The 16,059-nt window shown below is 45.0% G+C and carries 17 protein-coding genes; 9 read left to right on the top strand and 8 right to left on the bottom strand.

Annotated elements, in window-relative coordinates; translation table 11 throughout:
• Positions 1 to 335 precede the first annotated feature (335 nt).
• The 4 genes from PO830_RS07285 to purN all read right to left on the bottom strand — a co-directional run bounded on the left by PO830_RS07285 (position 336) and on the right by purN (position 4,484).
• Positions 336 to 2,234 carry an amidophosphoribosyltransferase gene (locus PO830_RS07285; RefSeq protein WP_272852878.1) on the bottom strand — a complete coding sequence of 633 codons (1,899 nt, stop codon included), beginning with the start codon at positions 2,232 to 2,234 and terminating at the stop codon, positions 336 to 338.
• A 46-nt stretch (positions 2,235 to 2,280) separates the two neighbouring features.
• Entirely contained in the window at positions 2,281 to 3,204 is a 924-nt protein-coding gene (locus PO830_RS07280; protein ID WP_272852877.1) for a PfkB family carbohydrate kinase, read from the bottom strand.
• 67 nt (positions 3,205 to 3,271) lie between these two features.
• On the bottom strand, positions 3,272 to 3,913 hold the full coding sequence (locus PO830_RS07275; protein WP_272852876.1) for a ribonuclease H family protein: 642 nt from the start codon (positions 3,911 to 3,913) through the stop codon (positions 3,272 to 3,274).
• The gene (gene purN, locus PO830_RS07270; protein WP_272852875.1) at positions 3,906 to 4,484 is read right to left on the bottom strand and encodes a phosphoribosylglycinamide formyltransferase; all 579 of its coding nucleotides are present in this window, start codon (positions 4,482 to 4,484) and stop codon (positions 3,906 to 3,908) included. Before purN ends, PO830_RS07275 begins: the two co-directional genes overlap by 8 nt.
• A 177-nt stretch (positions 4,485 to 4,661) precedes the next feature.
• Here purN and PO830_RS07265 point away from each other — a divergent pair, with 177 nt between their 5' ends.
• The 5 genes from PO830_RS07265 to pyk all read left to right on the top strand — a co-directional run bounded on the left by PO830_RS07265 (position 4,662) and on the right by pyk (position 8,954).
• Positions 4,662 to 4,895: an acyl carrier protein gene (locus PO830_RS07265; RefSeq protein WP_024768509.1), complete on the top strand. Its 234-nt coding sequence runs from the start codon at positions 4,662 to 4,664 to the stop codon at positions 4,893 to 4,895.
• 12 nt (positions 4,896 to 4,907) lie between these two features.
• A complete protein-coding gene (fabF, locus tag PO830_RS07260; RefSeq protein WP_272852874.1) occupies positions 4,908 to 6,161 on the top strand; it encodes a beta-ketoacyl-ACP synthase II in 1,254 nt (417 codons plus the stop codon).
• A gap of 5 nt (positions 6,162 to 6,166) precedes the next feature.
• Positions 6,167 to 6,910 (top strand): ribonuclease III, encoded by a 744-nt coding sequence (rnc, locus tag PO830_RS07255; protein ID WP_272852873.1) that lies wholly within the window; start codon positions 6,167 to 6,169, stop codon positions 6,908 to 6,910.
• Between the two features lie 122 nt (positions 6,911 to 7,032).
• Positions 7,033 to 7,524, top strand: a complete 492-nt coding sequence (locus tag PO830_RS07250; protein ID WP_272852872.1) for an IPExxxVDY family protein — start codon at positions 7,033 to 7,035, stop codon at positions 7,522 to 7,524.
• Entirely contained in the window at positions 7,524 to 8,954 is a 1,431-nt protein-coding gene (gene pyk / locus PO830_RS07245; protein WP_272852871.1) for a pyruvate kinase, read from the top strand. Before PO830_RS07250 ends, pyk begins: the two co-directional genes overlap by 1 nt.
• Before the next feature lie 33 nt (positions 8,955 to 8,987).
• Here the strand turns inward: pyk and PO830_RS07240 are convergent, their stop codons facing one another.
• Positions 8,988 to 9,770: an SH3 domain-containing protein gene (locus tag PO830_RS07240; RefSeq protein WP_272852870.1), complete on the bottom strand. Its 783-nt coding sequence runs from the start codon at positions 9,768 to 9,770 to the stop codon at positions 8,988 to 8,990.
• A 96-nt stretch (positions 9,771 to 9,866) separates the two neighbouring features.
• A complete protein-coding gene (dinB, locus tag PO830_RS07235; protein ID WP_272852869.1) occupies positions 9,867 to 10,964 on the bottom strand; it encodes a DNA polymerase IV in 1,098 nt (365 codons plus the stop codon).
• A gap of 59 nt (positions 10,965 to 11,023) precedes the next feature.
• Here dinB and PO830_RS07230 point away from each other — a divergent pair, with 59 nt between their 5' ends.
• From PO830_RS07230 to PO830_RS07215, 4 genes are read left to right on the top strand one after another with little or no spacing between them, the layout of a single operon-like run.
• Complete coding sequence (locus PO830_RS07230) at positions 11,024 to 11,674, top strand: NAD(P)H-binding protein (RefSeq protein ID WP_272852868.1); 651 nt, start codon at positions 11,024 to 11,026, stop codon at positions 11,672 to 11,674.
• Positions 11,671 to 12,063 (top strand): VOC family protein, encoded by a 393-nt coding sequence (locus PO830_RS07225; protein WP_272852867.1) that lies wholly within the window; start codon positions 11,671 to 11,673, stop codon positions 12,061 to 12,063. The genes PO830_RS07230 and PO830_RS07225 overlap by 4 nt, the downstream gene beginning before the upstream one ends.
• On the top strand, positions 12,005 to 12,523 hold the full coding sequence (locus PO830_RS07220; RefSeq protein ID WP_336375865.1) for a CYTH domain-containing protein: 519 nt from the start codon (positions 12,005 to 12,007) through the stop codon (positions 12,521 to 12,523). Before PO830_RS07225 ends, PO830_RS07220 begins: the two co-directional genes overlap by 59 nt.
• On the top strand, positions 12,520 to 13,017 hold the full coding sequence (locus PO830_RS07215; RefSeq protein ID WP_272852866.1) for a YciI family protein: 498 nt from the start codon (positions 12,520 to 12,522) through the stop codon (positions 13,015 to 13,017). Before PO830_RS07220 ends, PO830_RS07215 begins: the two co-directional genes overlap by 4 nt.
• A 3-nt stretch (positions 13,018 to 13,020) precedes the next feature.
• Here the strand turns inward: PO830_RS07215 and PO830_RS07210 are convergent, their stop codons facing one another.
• Together PO830_RS07210 and PO830_RS07205 are read right to left on the bottom strand one after the other, a co-directional pair.
• The gene (locus PO830_RS07210; RefSeq protein WP_272852865.1) at positions 13,021 to 13,725 is read right to left on the bottom strand and encodes a copper homeostasis protein CutC; all 705 of its coding nucleotides are present in this window, start codon (positions 13,723 to 13,725) and stop codon (positions 13,021 to 13,023) included.
• A gap of 5 nt (positions 13,726 to 13,730) precedes the next feature.
• On the bottom strand, positions 13,731 to 16,037 hold the full coding sequence (locus tag PO830_RS07205) for a beta-N-acetylhexosaminidase (protein WP_272852864.1): 2,307 nt from the start codon (positions 16,035 to 16,037) through the stop codon (positions 13,731 to 13,733).
• Positions 16,038 to 16,059 lie beyond the last annotated feature (22 nt).

The raw sequence follows: 16,059 nt of genomic DNA, 5'->3' as shown, positions 1-16,059 counted from the left end.
CTCGCCACCCCGTTTGTGATTTGGTGCAAATAAAAAAGGTGAATAAGAATATGGAAAGTGGAGAAACGGCTCGCGGTTAGTTGGTGCTATTTGGAATTATGTTGGGATGTTAGCTCGCCACCCCGTTTGTGATTTGGTGCAAATAAAAAAGGTGAATAAGAATTCACCTTTTTTGCCCCAAATCTTACCATGAACTTAACCTACTTATGCTATGGTATGGGTCAAATATAATGTTAAAATTCTGAAACGAAATCAGACTTTTCCTACTTTTAGATGAACGGACAATTAAATTCGATGAACGACACAAATTTGAATCAATCGGCTTAAATTGTACCCTAATAGGCGCGTTCAGGATTGCCTTCAAAGAAATGAACGTAGGCACGATTAACCACTTGCTTTCCTCCTTCGGTGGGATAATTTCCCGTGAAGTACCAGTCACCCAGATTCTTAGGGCACGCCTTATGCAGATCGTCCACCGTTTGGAAAATAAGTTTCACCGGAGTCTGTAAAGATTCGTCGCGAATGATTTCTGATATTTTATCCGAAAGCTCTTCATCTGAAAATGGCGCATATAAGGCCTTAACGTGGTTTACGATCTCCCCTTCCGGATTCTCAAGTTGCGATTTTGCTTTGTGATAAATCTCTTCGACAACATCATATGTGCCCCGGTCTTTGTGAAGCGCCAGGGCCGCTTGAAAGGCTACCAGATCTTCCAGGCGCGCCATATCAATACCATAACAATCAGGATAGCGAATTTGCGGTGCAGAAGAGACCACAATAATTTGCTTCGGTTGAAGGCGGTCCAACATTTTCAGAATACTTTTCTTCAAGGTGGTTCCGCGAACAATACTATCATCAATAATCACTAAATTATCTCCAGGTTGTACCACACCATACGTTACATCGTAAACGTGTGCTACCAAATCATCCCGGCTGCTGTCTTCCGTAATAAAAGTGCGAAGCTTAACGTCCTTAATGGCAATTTTTTCCGTTCGAATCTTATGGGCTTGAATTTGCTGCAAACGCGCTGAGGTCATGTTGTCTTTTTCCTTCAGTATCGCTTCATTTTTTTGCTTGTTAAGCTCGTTTTGAGCTGCATCTAGCATGCCGTAGAATGACGTTTCCGCCGTATTTGGAATAAAACTAAAGACCGTATTTTCGGTATCGTAGTTGATATTCTCAAGCACCCGAGGCATTACCAAGCGCCCCAACTCCTTTCGTTCCTGATAAATTTCTGCGTCGCTTCCGCGTGAAAAGTAGATACGTTCAAAAGAGCAAGACCGCTGTTCTAGAGGGGATAAAATTTGTTCTTCGGAAAGGCTCCCATCCTTACGAATGATTACGGCGTGACCGGGCGTTATCTCCTGAATATCTTCAAAAGCAACATCAAAAACGGTCTGAATGGCCGGTCGTTCTGAAGCAATCACCACCACTTCATCATCTTGATAATAATAGGCGGGCCTTATACCCGCTGGATCACGAAGCACGAAAGAATCCCCGTGGCCTAGCATACCGGCCATGGCATATCCGCCATCCCAGTCCTTAGCCGCTTTCCGCAAGATTTTAGCGACGTTAAGGTGTTCCACGATATACGGACTCGCCTCGCGCTTGTTCAAGCCTTTTTTCTTCGCTTTTTTATACAGTTTCCGAACCGCATCATCCAAAAAGTGCCCGATTTTTTCCATCACGGTTATCGTATCGGCTTTTTCCTTCGGATGCATTCCCAACTTGATGAGATTATTAAACAGCTCATTGGTATTGGTCATATTGAAATTCCCGGCGATAATGAGGTTCCGGTGCATCCAATTGTTTTGGCGGAGAAAGGGATGCACATTTTCCACACTGTTGATGCCAAAAGTTCCGTAGCGAACATGGCCTAAGAAAACTTCCCCGATATAGGGAATATGTTTCTTTTGCCCCGCCACATTATCAATCAATTCCGGATGTGTCTTAAACTCGGTATTGATACGTTCGTTAATTTGCGAAAAAATATCCTGAATGGGTTGGGAAGCATTGCTGCGAATTCTACTAATATAGCGTTCTCCCGGAGCGACATCCAACTTGATGCTGGCAAAACCGGCGCCATCCTGTCCGCGGTTGTGCTGCTTTTCCATCATGAGGTACATTTTATTGACTCCGTAGAAAGCAGTTCCGTATTTCTCTTTATAGTACGATAAAGGTTTCCGTAGCCGAATCATGGCTATTCCACATTCGTGTTTTAAGGCGTCGCTCATAGGCTTAAAATATACTAAAAACGCCCCGAAAGTTCAGGGCGAAGGATTATTCTAGTTCAATATCAAATTGGGTCAACTGCTGAAACTGTTGCAAGCGTTGGTGTACTTCTTTCTTCGACAGATGTACCAGCCGTTCGGTTCCAAATTTTTCTACACAAAAGGAGGCGAGTGCCGATCCATAAATAATGGCATTCTTCATGTTTTCAAAACTGTAGTCGCCTGTCTTCGCCAAATATCCTGTAAATCCGCCTGCAAAAGTATCTCCCGCACCGGTGGGATCAAAAACTTCTTCCAACGGAAGTGCCGGCGCAAAGAAGACCTCCTCCATATGAAACAACAAGGCACCGTGTTCTCCTTTTTTAATAACTACATGAGAAGGGCCCATTTCCATGATTTTTTTCGCGGCCACCACCAATGAATACTCTCCCGTAAGCTGCCGGGCCTCTTCATCATTTATGGTGATAACGTCTACCTTAGCGATCACTTCCTTCAAAAGATCCAAGGTGTGATCCATCCAAAAATTCATAGTGTCTAACACAATGAGTTTGGGCGCTTGCATCTGTTCTATCACGCCCAGTTGTACGGCCGGGTGTAAATTACCTAACATCACTACTTCGGCATCGTGATAGGTATCTGGAACTTTCGGATTAAAGTTCTCCAATACATTGAGTTCGGTTACCAAGGTATCACGCGTGTTCATATCGTTGTGATATTTTCCGCTCCAAAAAAAGGTCTTTCCCTCCTTCACGATTTCCAAACCAGTAACGTTTAAATTGTGGTTTTTCAGAAGTGCAATATATTCTTCCGGAAAATCACCACCCACCACAGAAACAATCGCTCCGTCTGCATCACATTGGGAAGCTGCCAATCCTATAAATGTGGCGGCACCGCCTAAGATCTTATCGGTTTTTCCAAATGGGGTTTCAATGGCGTCGAACGCTACGGTTCCAACAATTACGAGCTTGCTCATGTAAGGGGGTTAAAAGTAAGGGGCAAAGATACAGCTTTTGTGATAAAAAGAAAGGTGCTCTATGGGATCATTTCCGACCAAAATCTGCCGGGATTTCTCCCCAGGCTTTGGTTTCCCATTTTACCACCGTAGTGGTATACGTGTTTGTTTTTAACCAACCTTCTGCCCGGGCAATTAATTCAAAGAGCTTTTTGTTTTTGTCGGTTTTCTTGAGTTTCGTGTTGCACTTTTTACGACGCACCCACCCCATGGCGATCTTGCTATCGGAATACAAAATACGATCGCTCTTATTTTTCTTCAAGTAGGCGAGTCCGTGTACTAGGGCCAAGAATTCTCCTACATTATTAGTGCCTTGCTGAAAGGGTCCCTGATGAAAAAGTTGTTGCTGTGTTTGGGTGTCCACTCCACGATATTCCATCACACCCGGGTTGCCGCTTGAGGCGGCATCTACTGCGATAGAAAACAAGTTAGGCTCGCCAATGGCCTCCAACTGCGCTTTGGTGAGGGTTTTTTTCTTGCTTCCACCCTTCCCTTTGTAATCCTTATACTCCTTATTATAGGCGATCTGAGCCTCTTTCAGGCTTTCAAAACTTTTGTATTGGGCGCCAGAAATCCCTGCAATCGCTTTTTTGCATTGCTCCCAACTGTCGAAGATACCGGTAGGATTCCCAAACCAAACCACATAATATTTTTGTTTTTTCTTACTCATTTGGAGTGCTTAAGAGCGTTTCAATAACCTTCGGAAAATGTTGATGCTCCAGGTGTTGTACCTTCTTTGCAATCTGTTCAGGCGTGTCGTTTTTTGCTACGGGGACGGCCGTCTGAAAGATAATCGCGCCCTCATCATACTGTTCATTTACATAATGAATGGTAATTCCGGTTTCTTTTTCTTCGGAAGCGGCGACCGCTTCATGAACAAACTTGCCGTACATTCCTTTGCCGCCAAACTTTGGCAATAAGGCGGGATGAATATTGATAATTTTGTTCGGAAACGCTTCCACGAATGCGGGTGGGATCTTCAGAAGGAACCCCGCAAGAACGATGAGATCTACCTTCTGAGACTGAAGTTTTTCAATCAGTTTTTCAGGATTCTGAAAGCCTTCTTTGGGAATAAATTCGGAAGCAATATGATGTGAATCAGCGACTTCCAAAACTTTGGCATCCTTCTTGCTTGCGATGACCTGAATCACCTCGGCTGTTTCAGACGACTGAAAGTATTCAATGATCTTTTTGGCATTGGTACCATTTCCGGAAGCAAAGATGACGATACGTTTTTTCATTTGGACGGAAGAGGGGGTTCAACGAAATATTAATTAAATTCATCACAAAAGTAGGCAATGGCGATTTACTTCGCTTAAAAATTCCTAACTTGGTAATCACATTTTACAGTCAAAATGGGGTTTTCAATTAAAATATTTTATTTTTGCCACTTAATTAAAATCTAAAATTCAAACATTATGTCAGACATTGCATCAAGAGTAAAAGCAATCATCGTAGACAAATTAGGTGTTGACGAAAACGAAGTTGTTAACGAAGCGAGCTTCACTAACGACTTAGGGGCAGATTCACTTGATACGGTAGAGCTTATCATGGAATTCGAAAAAGAATTCGACATTCAGATTCCAGACGATCAAGCGGAAAATATCGCTACCGTAGGTCAAGCTATTTCTTACATCGAAGACGCGAAATAAGAATACATATTTATGGAACTTAAGCGAGTTGTCGTAACGGGTCTAGGCGCGTTAACTCCTATTGGTAATTCAGTCTCAGCGTACTGGGAAGGGTTAAAAAATGGGAAAAGCGGTTGTGCGCCTATTACGTATTTTGATACGGAAAAGTTTAAGACGAAATTCGCTTGTGAAATAAAAAATTACGACCCACAAGATCATTTTGATCGAAAGGAAGCAAGAAAGCTGGATCGCTTTGCTCAGTATGCGCTTGTTTCTTCTTCCGAAGCCATTGAAGACGCCCAAATCAATATTGATGATGTTGACAAATTTCGTGTTGGTGTTATCTGGGGTGCCGGAATTGGCGGGTTGGAGACTTTTCAGAATGAAGTAATAAATTTTGCAGAAGGGGATGGAACGCCGCGTTTCAACCCCTTCTTCATTCCTAAAATGATCGCAGATATCGCTCCCGGAAATATCTCGATTAAGCACGGCTTTATGGGGCCTAACTATACAACGGTCTCTGCCTGTGCTTCTTCTGCTAACGCCTTAATAGATGCCCTTAACTACATTCGATTGGGGCATTGTGATATTATTGTAACCGGCGGAAGCGAAGCCGCAGTTACCCAAGCAGGGATGGGCGGTTTTAATGCCATGCATGCCTTATCAACTCGTAACGAAAGTCCGGAAACAGCATCCAGACCTTTTGATGCCACAAGAGATGGGTTTGTGTTAGGAGAAGGTGCCGGGGCCCTGATCCTAGAAGAATACGAGCACGCTAAAAAGCGAGGTGCTAAAATCTATGCGGAAGTTGTTGGCGGTGGGATGTCTAGTGATGCCTATCACATGACGGCGCCGCATCCAGACGGCATTGGTGTAGAACGCGTTATGCTCAATTGCTTGCGCGACGCCAACATGGATCCAAAAGAGGTAGATGCCATTAACACACATGGAACCTCCACTCCTTTAGGAGATGTTGCCGAGCTTAAGGCCATCACGAAAGTATTTGGAGAACACGCCAAGGAAATCAACATCAATTCAACCAAGTCAATGACGGGTCACTTACTCGGTGCGGCGGGAGCCATCGAAGCCATTGCGTCAATCTTATCGATGCAGCACGGAATTGTTCCTCCTACCATTAATCACACGACCGTCGATGAGAATATTGATCCCTCTTTTAATCTTACGCTTAATAAAGCGCAAGAACGAGAAATTAATGTCGTCATGAGCAATACCTTTGGCTTTGGAGGACATAACGCCTGCGTACTGTTCAAAAAATGGGACGCTTAATGTAAATGGCCAAAATTAAAGACATATTCAATCCTCGTGCTGAAAAGGACGGGGATTTTTTTTATACCATTAAAAAAATCCTCGGATTTAAACCTAAGGATATTAGTATCTATCGTGAGGCCTTTACACACCGTTCGATGAACGAAACGAACACCAAAGGAGCCGCTCAGAACTACGAACGCCTTGAATTTTTGGGGGATGCCATGCTGAGCGCGGTCATTGCGTCTCATTTATTTACAGAAGTTCCCTCAGGAGATGAAGGCTACCTAACGAAAATGCGCGCCAAAGTGGTGAGTAGAGAACACCTAAACGAATTGGGGCGCGATCTAGAGCTCATCAAGCACTTAAAGACATCTATTCCCTTAGAGCAATTTGGCGGCAACGTACACGGTAACGTATTTGAGGCGCTGGTAGGAGCCATTTATCTGGATCGGGGATATAAGTATTGTGAAAAATTTATCTATAAGCGCGTCATCGATCCGTATGTCGATATTGAACGACTGGAAGGAAAGATCATTAGCTATAAGAGCTTGTTTATTGAATGGTGTCAAAAGAAGAAAAAGAGTTTTCGATTTATTGTTTTTGAAGACACTGGAGCCGACACCCTGAAACACTTCGGCGTAAAACTTCATTTAGACGGAGAGGTGGTCGCTAAGGCCAGAGCCACGTCTAAAAAGAAAGCAGAAGAACGCGCTGCCAAAAGAGCCTACTACAAACTTCAAGACGCAATCGACAGAGAAATTCAATAGTCTTGCAACACATCGAAAGCTAGAACTTAGTGTTCTTTTCGCAAACGTTTTCGTTACAAATAGGGAGGCTTCCATAGCGTACTTCGTGTAAACTATGTGTATTTTTAAGTAAATTTACTTCCGTGGGACACTATAAATTGGTTTTGGATGAGGCTTGTGATGAGGTGTATTCGTTAGTGGCGATTCACTGTAGCGAAGCCGATTATAAGATGGCGTACTTACTAAATCAACACACCCACATGCGGTTGCATCGAGAGCGAACCGATATCGATTTGTCTAAAAACGGGCTTTCCATTACGTTTCCATGGTTTACCTATGAACATGCACAGCATGATATTCAGTATCACCTGGTGGCCAATAAATGTAAGTCGGTGGAAGCCAAAATGGTTTCGGGAGGCGGACTATTTAGTACTTCGGAAGAAGAAAACACCAGAACCCACTATTTGCTTCCGGAATATAAGAACGTAGACTTCTTTCTGAAAATCCAGTCGGAAGACACCCCGCCTTCACTGCGAAAGCTTTTACTTGAGATCAACGAGATTCGCCATGTCATTTCGGCTTATTCGATTGCTTCCGAAGCTATAAAATCAAAAAACAATTTAATATTCAACTAATGCCTGCAAGAAAACGAACCAAAATAGTTGCCACCTTAGGGCCGGCAACCTCCGATAAGAATACCCTGAAAAAGATGATCAAGGCAGGGGTTGATGTGTTTCGTATCAACTTCTCCCATGCCAGCTATGACGATGTCAGAGAGCGAATTAAAATGATTCGATCACTGAGTGAAGAGCTCGAATCCGGAACGGCTATTCTCGCCGATTTACAAGGGCCCAAATTACGTGTTGGGATCATGAAGGAGGAAGTGGTGGTAAAAAAAGGAGATGTCATCAAATTCTGCACCGGCAAAGAATTTGAAGGGACGCGCGAACGCGTTTACATGAATTATGACAGCTTCCCACATGATGTGAACCCCGGGGAACGAATCCTGTTAGACGATGGTAAACTGATCTTCAAGGTCATGGAAACCGATAAAAAAGAAGAGGTTACGGCAAAGGTTCTTCAAGGCGGTCCGCTGCGCTCTAAAAAAGGAGTTAATCTCCCCAATACAAATATCTCACTCCCTGCACTTACCGATAAAGACAAAAAGGATGCGGTATTTGCCATTGAACAAGAAGTCGATTGGATTGCGCTTTCCTTTGTGCGTCATGCGGAAGATCTAAAGGAGCTTCAGGCCTTGATTGAAGCCCATAGTGAATATAAAATACCGATCATTGCCAAAATAGAAAAACCGGAAGCAGTAGCGAACATCGATAAGATTGTTGCGTATTGTGACGGACTCATGGTGGCGCGTGGTGATTTAGGAGTGGAAGTACCTGCAGCCGACGTGCCGCTCATTCAAAAGCAATTGGTACTAACGGCAAAAAAGGCACGCATTCCGGTGATTATTGCCACTCAAATGATGGAAACCATGATCTCCAGTTTAACCCCCACACGTGCTGAAGTAAACGATGTAGCGAACAGCGTCATGGACGGTGCCGATGCTGTGATGCTTTCGGGGGAAACTTCCGTAGGGAAATATCCGGTGGAGGTGATAGAAACGATGTCCAATATTTGTAAAAATGTGGAAAACTCAGACTTGATTCAGGTGCCTTTAGAGCCACCTCACATACGCACGAATCGTTATGTGACAAAATCGGTTTGTTATCACGCGGCCTTGATGGCCAATGAGATTGAAGCCAAAGCCATATGTACCTTGACCAATAGCGGGTACACCGCCTTTCAAATATCCGCCTGGCGACCCGACGCCCATATCTTAGTATTCACTTCCAATAAAAGGATTCTAAGTAGATTGAATTTACTCTGGGGAGTCACCTCGTTCTATTACGATAAATATGTAAGTACCGACGAAACGGTAGATGATGTCAACAAGATCGCAACCCAACGAAATTTTGTAAAGAAAGGAGATTATTTAATCAACCTGGCGGCCATGCCAATTGCCGATAAAGGGATGGTGAATACGCTTCGGGTTTCGCAGTCTAAATAAATAAGAAAAGCCCCCAAAGTTGGGGGCTTTTAATTACTTCACGATCTCCGTTCGGGAGAGTACCATGGCGTCCCCATTGGAAACAATCTCGACACTCCAATTATACTGAGCAGATGTGTACACATAGGTGATCTTTTGCAGCTCGTTGTTGGTTCGTGTTACCTGCAACTGACTCGTCCATGTACCGTCTTTTGTCACTGATTCCTCGATGATTTCTTTCGCTTTACCGCGCATTCCGGGAAATGTAAAGGCATCTGGGAAATCATATAATCGTTGTGCGGTAAAAAAGGCTTCATGCCATTGGGCACCGGGCAAGGAGATACGTACCGTATTGCTAGGCTTACTTACTGTGCCTCCAGTACTTTCCGAAAAAGTGACTTCCGGAAAGAATTCTTGTAATTCTAAGGCATAGCCCTTCGCAGATACTCCGGCTTCCGGTGGAAAATAGCGCGATAAATATCCGTTAAAAGCGAATCCCTTTTTATGGTTATAGGCCACATGATGCATGCCGCCTTTGATATCCCCAACCGTCATCGTAGGTTTCGTTTCAGCCTCAATCACTTCTACCCGTGTTCCGTAGGGCATACGGGCCAATCGTTCGCTTTGCAAATTTCCGTATTCGCGTAAACTTAAGCCGCTGGGAGCCGTGACATACAAAAAGGGGGTTGATTTTTCTGAAGACTCGCTAAGGGCCAGGTCTTTCGGAGTTTGAAGGTCAATTTCTGAAGTAGCGACTTCAGAGGTGCGGTCATTTTTACAGGAGAGGAGGGAAAGGGCGAGCACTGTTGCAGTGCAAAGGAAAACTACTTTTTTCATCGTGTTTGAGATTTAAGTTACTATTCAGATTCAAAAAGTAGTAGTGTGTCATACAGGTAAAACGTTTCCGCTTGGGTTTTATTGAAGTGAGAACGCTTAAAAGTCGAGAGTTAATTGTACATCAACCGTTTTCTCAACCGCAGCTTTCCTTTCTTCGGTGTTTAGATTCGATAAGGAAATTCCCAACAAACGTACCGAGTTTTCCATTTTCGACTGGAATAACAAATCTTTAACATGCTCCATAATCAGGTCTTTGCTCGCCACGTATAGTGGCAGCGTTTTGCTTCGAGTTTGCAATTTGAAATCACTGTATTTAATTTTCAGTGTGATCGTCTTACCGGCTACCTTACTTTTTTGAAGTCGGCGTTCCACTTCTTCAGCAATTTCTTCTAAGCGCTCCAGCATAAAGACTTCGGAAGCGATATTGTCCCGAAACGTACGTTCGGCTGCAAGTGACTTGCGGGTTCGTGACGGACTTACCTTACTGTGTTGGATGCCACGCACAATGTCGTAATAGTAGGCGCCGCTCTTTCCGAAGTTAGCCTCCAAATATTCCATCGATTTATCCTTCAGGTCCCGACCGGTATAGATGCCATGTCGATACATTTTTTCTTTCATCACCTTGCCCACCCCATAGAACTTTTTTATATCCAAACCTTCCAGAAACGACAACACCTCTTCGGGCGGAATGGTTTTTTGTCCGTTCGGCTTATTGATATCACTAGCCACCTTGGCGATAAATTTGTTGATGGAAATACCTGCGGAAGCATTCAATCCGGTCTTCTCTTTGATGGCTGCTCTTATTTCTGAAGCGATAAGGGTGGCGCTGGGGTTTCCTTTTTTGTTTTCGGTAACGTCTAAATAGGCTTCATCCAGGGATAAAGGCTCCACCAAATCGGTATACTCGAAAAAGATGGTGCGTATGCGTTGCGACAGCTCTCGATAGCGATCAAATCGGGTTTTTACAAAGATGAGTTCCGGGCAGCGCTTTCGTGCTAAGACACCGCTCATGGCACTGTGAACCCCAAATTTTCTTGCTTCGTAGCTCGCCGCACTTACCACCCCTCTTTTTCCGCCGCCACCCACCGCAATGGGCTTGCCGCGTAACTCTGGTCGATCCAGCTGTTCGACCGATGCATAAAAAGCATCCATGTCTACATGAATAATCTTTCGAATGGGGATAGCGGCGTCCATGATGTAAATTTAATATCTTTAAGCAAGAATTTCGCACGCTATGATCGAAACCCAAGGCCATGTCTAAAACTGCTATTCTATTAGGGGCTACCGGACTTACGGGTGGGTGCCTACTCTCACTTTTGCTGGAGGACGAACGCTTTGCGCAAGTGAAGATTTTTAGTCGGCGCCCGGTGGCCGTACAACACCCAAAAATCAAAACCTTCATCACCGATCTGACGCAACTGGAAAACATGGCTGCGCAGTTTACCGGTGACGTGGTGTTTTGCTGTATCGGCACGACAAAATCGAAGACACCCGATAAAGAGCAGTACCGCGCCATCGACTATGGTATTCCTGTAAGCGCGGCCAAACTCTGTAAGAGCAACGAAATTCCTGCGTTTATAGTGGTCTCTGCACTTGGAGCCAACTCGAATAGTAGGGTTTTCTACAATCGCGTTAAAGGTAACATGGAAGAAGCCGTGTTAGAAATGGATCTTTCAAAGGCCTTTATCTTACAGCCCTCATTGATTGGCGGAAACCGTGATGAAAAGCGTTTGGGAGAGCGCTTGGCGCAAGGGGTCTTTTCTGCCTTTTCTTTTTTGATTCCGAAGAAATACAAAATGATCGAACCGGAAGAAATTGCACGGGCGATGATTTTTCTATCCCATAACAGCTATCAGAAAGATCGCATCCCTTCTAACGAAATTAAAAAAATCAGCTTGCAATGAACCTAAACCAAGTTACTGTGCCTGCCATAAATGTAGCCGCCTCTGTAGCGTTTTACGAGGCCTTAGGGCTGCAGTTAATTGTCTATACAGAAGATACCTACGCTCGTTTTGAATGTCCTAAGGGGGGAAGCACCTTTTCAGTACATAAAGTGGACAACCTTCCCAAGGGTTCGGGCGTCTATACCTATTTTGAAGTGAACGATGTCGCGGCCAAAGTAACCGAGCTAAGAACCAAAGGTATTGCTGTAGATGAAGGCCCGGTAGAACAGTCGTGGTTATGGACCGAAGCGCGACTAAGAGACCCCTCGAACAATCAAATTATTATTTATCATGCGGGAGACCACCGTAAAAACCCGCCCTGGCGAATTTCAAACGATGCAGGAAATTGAACGAAAGTACTTAGTGAATAGTAACAGCTACCGATCGGAGGCGCGATGCCGCTATCAGATCGTTCAGGGATACTTAAATACACATCCTGAGCGAAGTGTGCGCGTTCGCGTGAAAGACCAGAAAGGATATATCACCGTAAAAGGGAAGAGCAATGAGGCCGGAACGTTGCGACTGGAATGGGAATATCCAATTCCCGCTGAAGAAGCGGAAGCTTTGCTCGCGCTTTGTGAGCCGGGACAGATTGATAAAATTCGTTATGAAATTGCCTACGAAGGACTTATTTTTGAAGTGGATGAGTTTTTTGGGGAGAATGAAGGCTTGGTTCTTGCCGAAGTAGAACTCACACAGGAAGATCAGCCGGTAGCAAAACCCACCTGGTTAGGAAAGGAAGTGACCGGTGAAGTACGCTATTATAACGCCTATTTACTAAAACACCCATTTAATACCTGGAACCAATGAAATATATGTATCTATTGTGTGCCTTGACGGCTGTACTCGTGGCATGCGAGTCGAAAGTACAGCGCGAATATATCATGGAGCCTTGTCCCGAAGAAGCTCCTGCCCAAGCGGTAGCTGAACTTAAAAAAGAGCTAACCGATGGAGGCTTTCAGATCTTCGATTATGTGGATGAAGCGAGTGGTGATACCGTTATTATGCAGCAATACTTTTTAGCGTTTTTAAAACGAGGGCCTAATCGTTCGCAAACGAAGGCGGTAGCCGATAGTCTGCAACAGCTTCATTTGGCCCATTTAGGAAGGATGTACGAAGAAGGATATGCCGATATTTCCGGACCGTTTGGAGACGATGGGGATATTCGAGGAATCACCATTTATAACGTACCTACCTTGCAAATGGCAGATAGTCTGGCAAATATGGATCCTATGGTAAAGGCAGGGCGGCTGGTGATTGAAATTCATCCCTGGTGGGCGGCCAAAGGATTTCCTTTGAGATAGCGTCTACCTGCTAGCAAGTCGAACCACCTCACGTACGATTCCCACATCAGTAGTTCCCTGTACCCCGGTGTCGAAGAAATGAGCCGTGGGGGGAGGATCAGATTTTCGGATCGCCGAGAGATGCACGTGTTTAAACCCGTGATGTTTTAAGGGTACGATATGCGAAGGGCGTATTCCGGCACCGGGCATGATATCCATGCTGTTGTCGCTTTGTTCTAATAGTTGAAGGAGCAAAGGCAAGCCTTCCATCGCGTTTGCGCATTGTCCCGAACTCAATAACCGATGCATCCCCATTTCTAGGAGCGTTTCCAGGGTCTTTAGAGGTTGCATAACATGATCGAATGCCCTGTGAAAGGTAAGGTGCATTCCTTCGGAGACGGCTACTATTTGCTTCAGAAAAGCTACATCCACTTCATTTTTTGACGTTAATGCGCCCACCACAATACCTGCACAATGCTGTTCTTTACAGCGTTCAATGGTATTTAAAACTGTCATGCGCTCGTCTTCCGAATACACAAAATTACCAGCTCTGGGCCTAATAAGCACATGCACAGGAATAGATAGGGTGGTGAGCACCTGCTCTAATAAGGATTCCGAAGGGGTGAGTCCGCCTACTCCTAAGTGTTCACAAAGTTCGACTCTATGGGCGCCTCCCTCTTGTGCGGCTAGAGCACTCTCATAAGAATTAGCGCAAATCTCTACCTCCATAAATTTTATTCAATAACCAATTCATCCAAAAACGTCCAGGCAGGGTTTCCTGCCCCCTGGGCTCCTTGGGGTATGGTGCCATAGGAAGGAATTCGAAGCACTAATTTCTTGATCTTTTGCTGCGGAAGCTCCCCGTTCCATGTCAGGTTTCGAAGCGAGGTATCGGTGTCTGAAGCGGTAACTTCAATGGTTTTTGAGTATTTCATACCCTCAGCGGTTGTCCATTCTACGAGTACTTGCTTTGGCGCATATACCCACTGACCCTTGGCCTCAAAAAACCGGGTCTCTACTTTCGAAATAGCAATAGGGGTGTTCCATTCCATCGCTATGGCAATATCTTCTCCCCAAAATCCCAGCCATTCGCCATCCCCAAAGCGTTCGCTACTTCCCAGAACGCCATTGTAAAGGGCATTGATGCCTCCTTCGTCGTAAGCAGGGTGGGGCGGGGTACTTACACTTAGGGTTGAAGCAATCCCTTGATGAATCTTTACATGAGTGCTATACGCGTGTCCCACCGCTTGCTCTCCCTCCATCATTTGTGCCCTGAAGGTTCCGGAAGTGGTGAGCGGTACCGGCGCGGAATATGTCTGAACCTCCTCTGCGTATTCATACCTCACGGTAGCATTAGATAAGGGTGTTTCAACAATGGCGAAAAGGGTGTCCCTTGCCAAGCTAAACGTGATGTCCAAACGTTGTAACGGATTATAGTGTGTGATACCTTTTATGGTTAAGCGTTGCTGAAATTTTGGTAAACGATGTAGCAATTCTGAATATGCCTTTTCTGGATCGTTTTTGGAACCCGACCAAACGACTTCAGACAAGGCGATCATCCTCGGGAAGATCATGTACGTTACTTGTTCGGAAGTTGACATATACTCCGTCCAAACATTGCCCTGAGCTCCCAAGATGTGGTGCGAGGCTTCCGGTGATAACCCTTCCGGAACTGGAGAAAAGGCGAGTACTTTTTGGAGGGGTAGGTAGCCACCAATCGCTAAAGGTTCCTCTGGATGCGAATCTTGATAATAGTCAAAATACATATGTGAGGTGGGTGTCATGATCACATCATGCCCCGCTTCGGCTGCTGCGATGCCGCCTTCAACACCGCGCCATGACATCACAGTAGCATTGGGCGCCAAGCCACCTTCCAGGATCTCATCCCACCCAATGATCTGTTTGCCATGGTCATTGACAAAGGATTCTATTTCTTCAATGAACCAACTTTGCAATGCATCTTCGGAAGCAATTCCTTCTTTCAGCATTCGAAACTGACAATCAGCACAAGACTTCCAGTGGGTCTTGGGAGCCTCATCGCCACCAATGTGAATATAGGTGCCCGGAAAAAGAGACATCACTTCCAATAAGACATCTTTCAAGAATTGCATCGTTTCCGGTTTGGTGCAAAATACATTTTCAAAGATGCCCCATTCTGTGGCCACTGGCACGGGCTCCCCAGTGCATCCTACCTCTGGATAAGCACTGATTGCCGCTTGGGCGTGGCCGGGCATTTCGATTTCCGGAATTACACGGATGTTTAAGGATTGGGCATAGGCTACAATTTCCTTGATGTCTTCTTGCGTATAAAACCCTCCGTAGCGTTGGTCGTCGTAAGTGCGTGGAACATCATTGTAGTGTCCAACGAGTGTTTCTTCTCGAAACGCACCTTGCGCCGTGAGTTTGGGATATTTTTTAATCTCAATTCGCCATCCCTGGTCATCGGTGAGGTGCCAATGAAAGGTATTCATTTTTAGTAGTGCGAGATACGATAGGTATTCTTTGATAAATTCCTTCGGAAAGAAATGCCGACTCACATCCAAATGCATCCCTCGATACGAAAAGGCCGGAGCATCCGCTATTTCTAAGGTAGGAAGCGTCACAGCCCCTCTCGGAACCGTATGTTGCATTTCAAATGTTGCTGGTAGTAATTGTCGCAGTGTCTGAAGTGCGTAAAACGCACCGGCATTGGTTCGAGCCGTTATATGTAACCCTTTTTCCGAGATGTTTAGCCGATAGGCTTCTGCTCCCAGTGTGGTATCTTTATCGATGCGAATGTTTGCCTCGGCTTCGGTGGTGGTTTTTAGCTTCCATCCAGGGCCATCAGCCAAATAATGCCGAAACCATCGCGTAGCCTGTTCAAAATCAGGATCAGCATATAGTGTTGGATCCTTTCCGAAGCGTAAGGTTCCTCCTTTCAGAAGCAATTCTTGGGGCTGCGGAAAAAGAACAACCTCGGAAGCTATTTCGTTCGATTGGGTATCACATCCTGTAACAACCACCGCTACTAAAAACAGAAAAAGAAGTGCTTTCACCGACATGCCAACAAAGTACGGAAAAAAT

Origin of the sequence: Altibacter sp. HG106 (assembly GCF_028561755.1) — a bacterium.
In the GTDB taxonomy this organism is placed as follows: Bacteria; Bacteroidota; Bacteroidia; order Flavobacteriales; family Flavobacteriaceae; genus DFVG01.
Note: the sequence above shows the minus strand (reverse complement) of the source record. Positions and strands in the feature narration are given on the sequence as shown.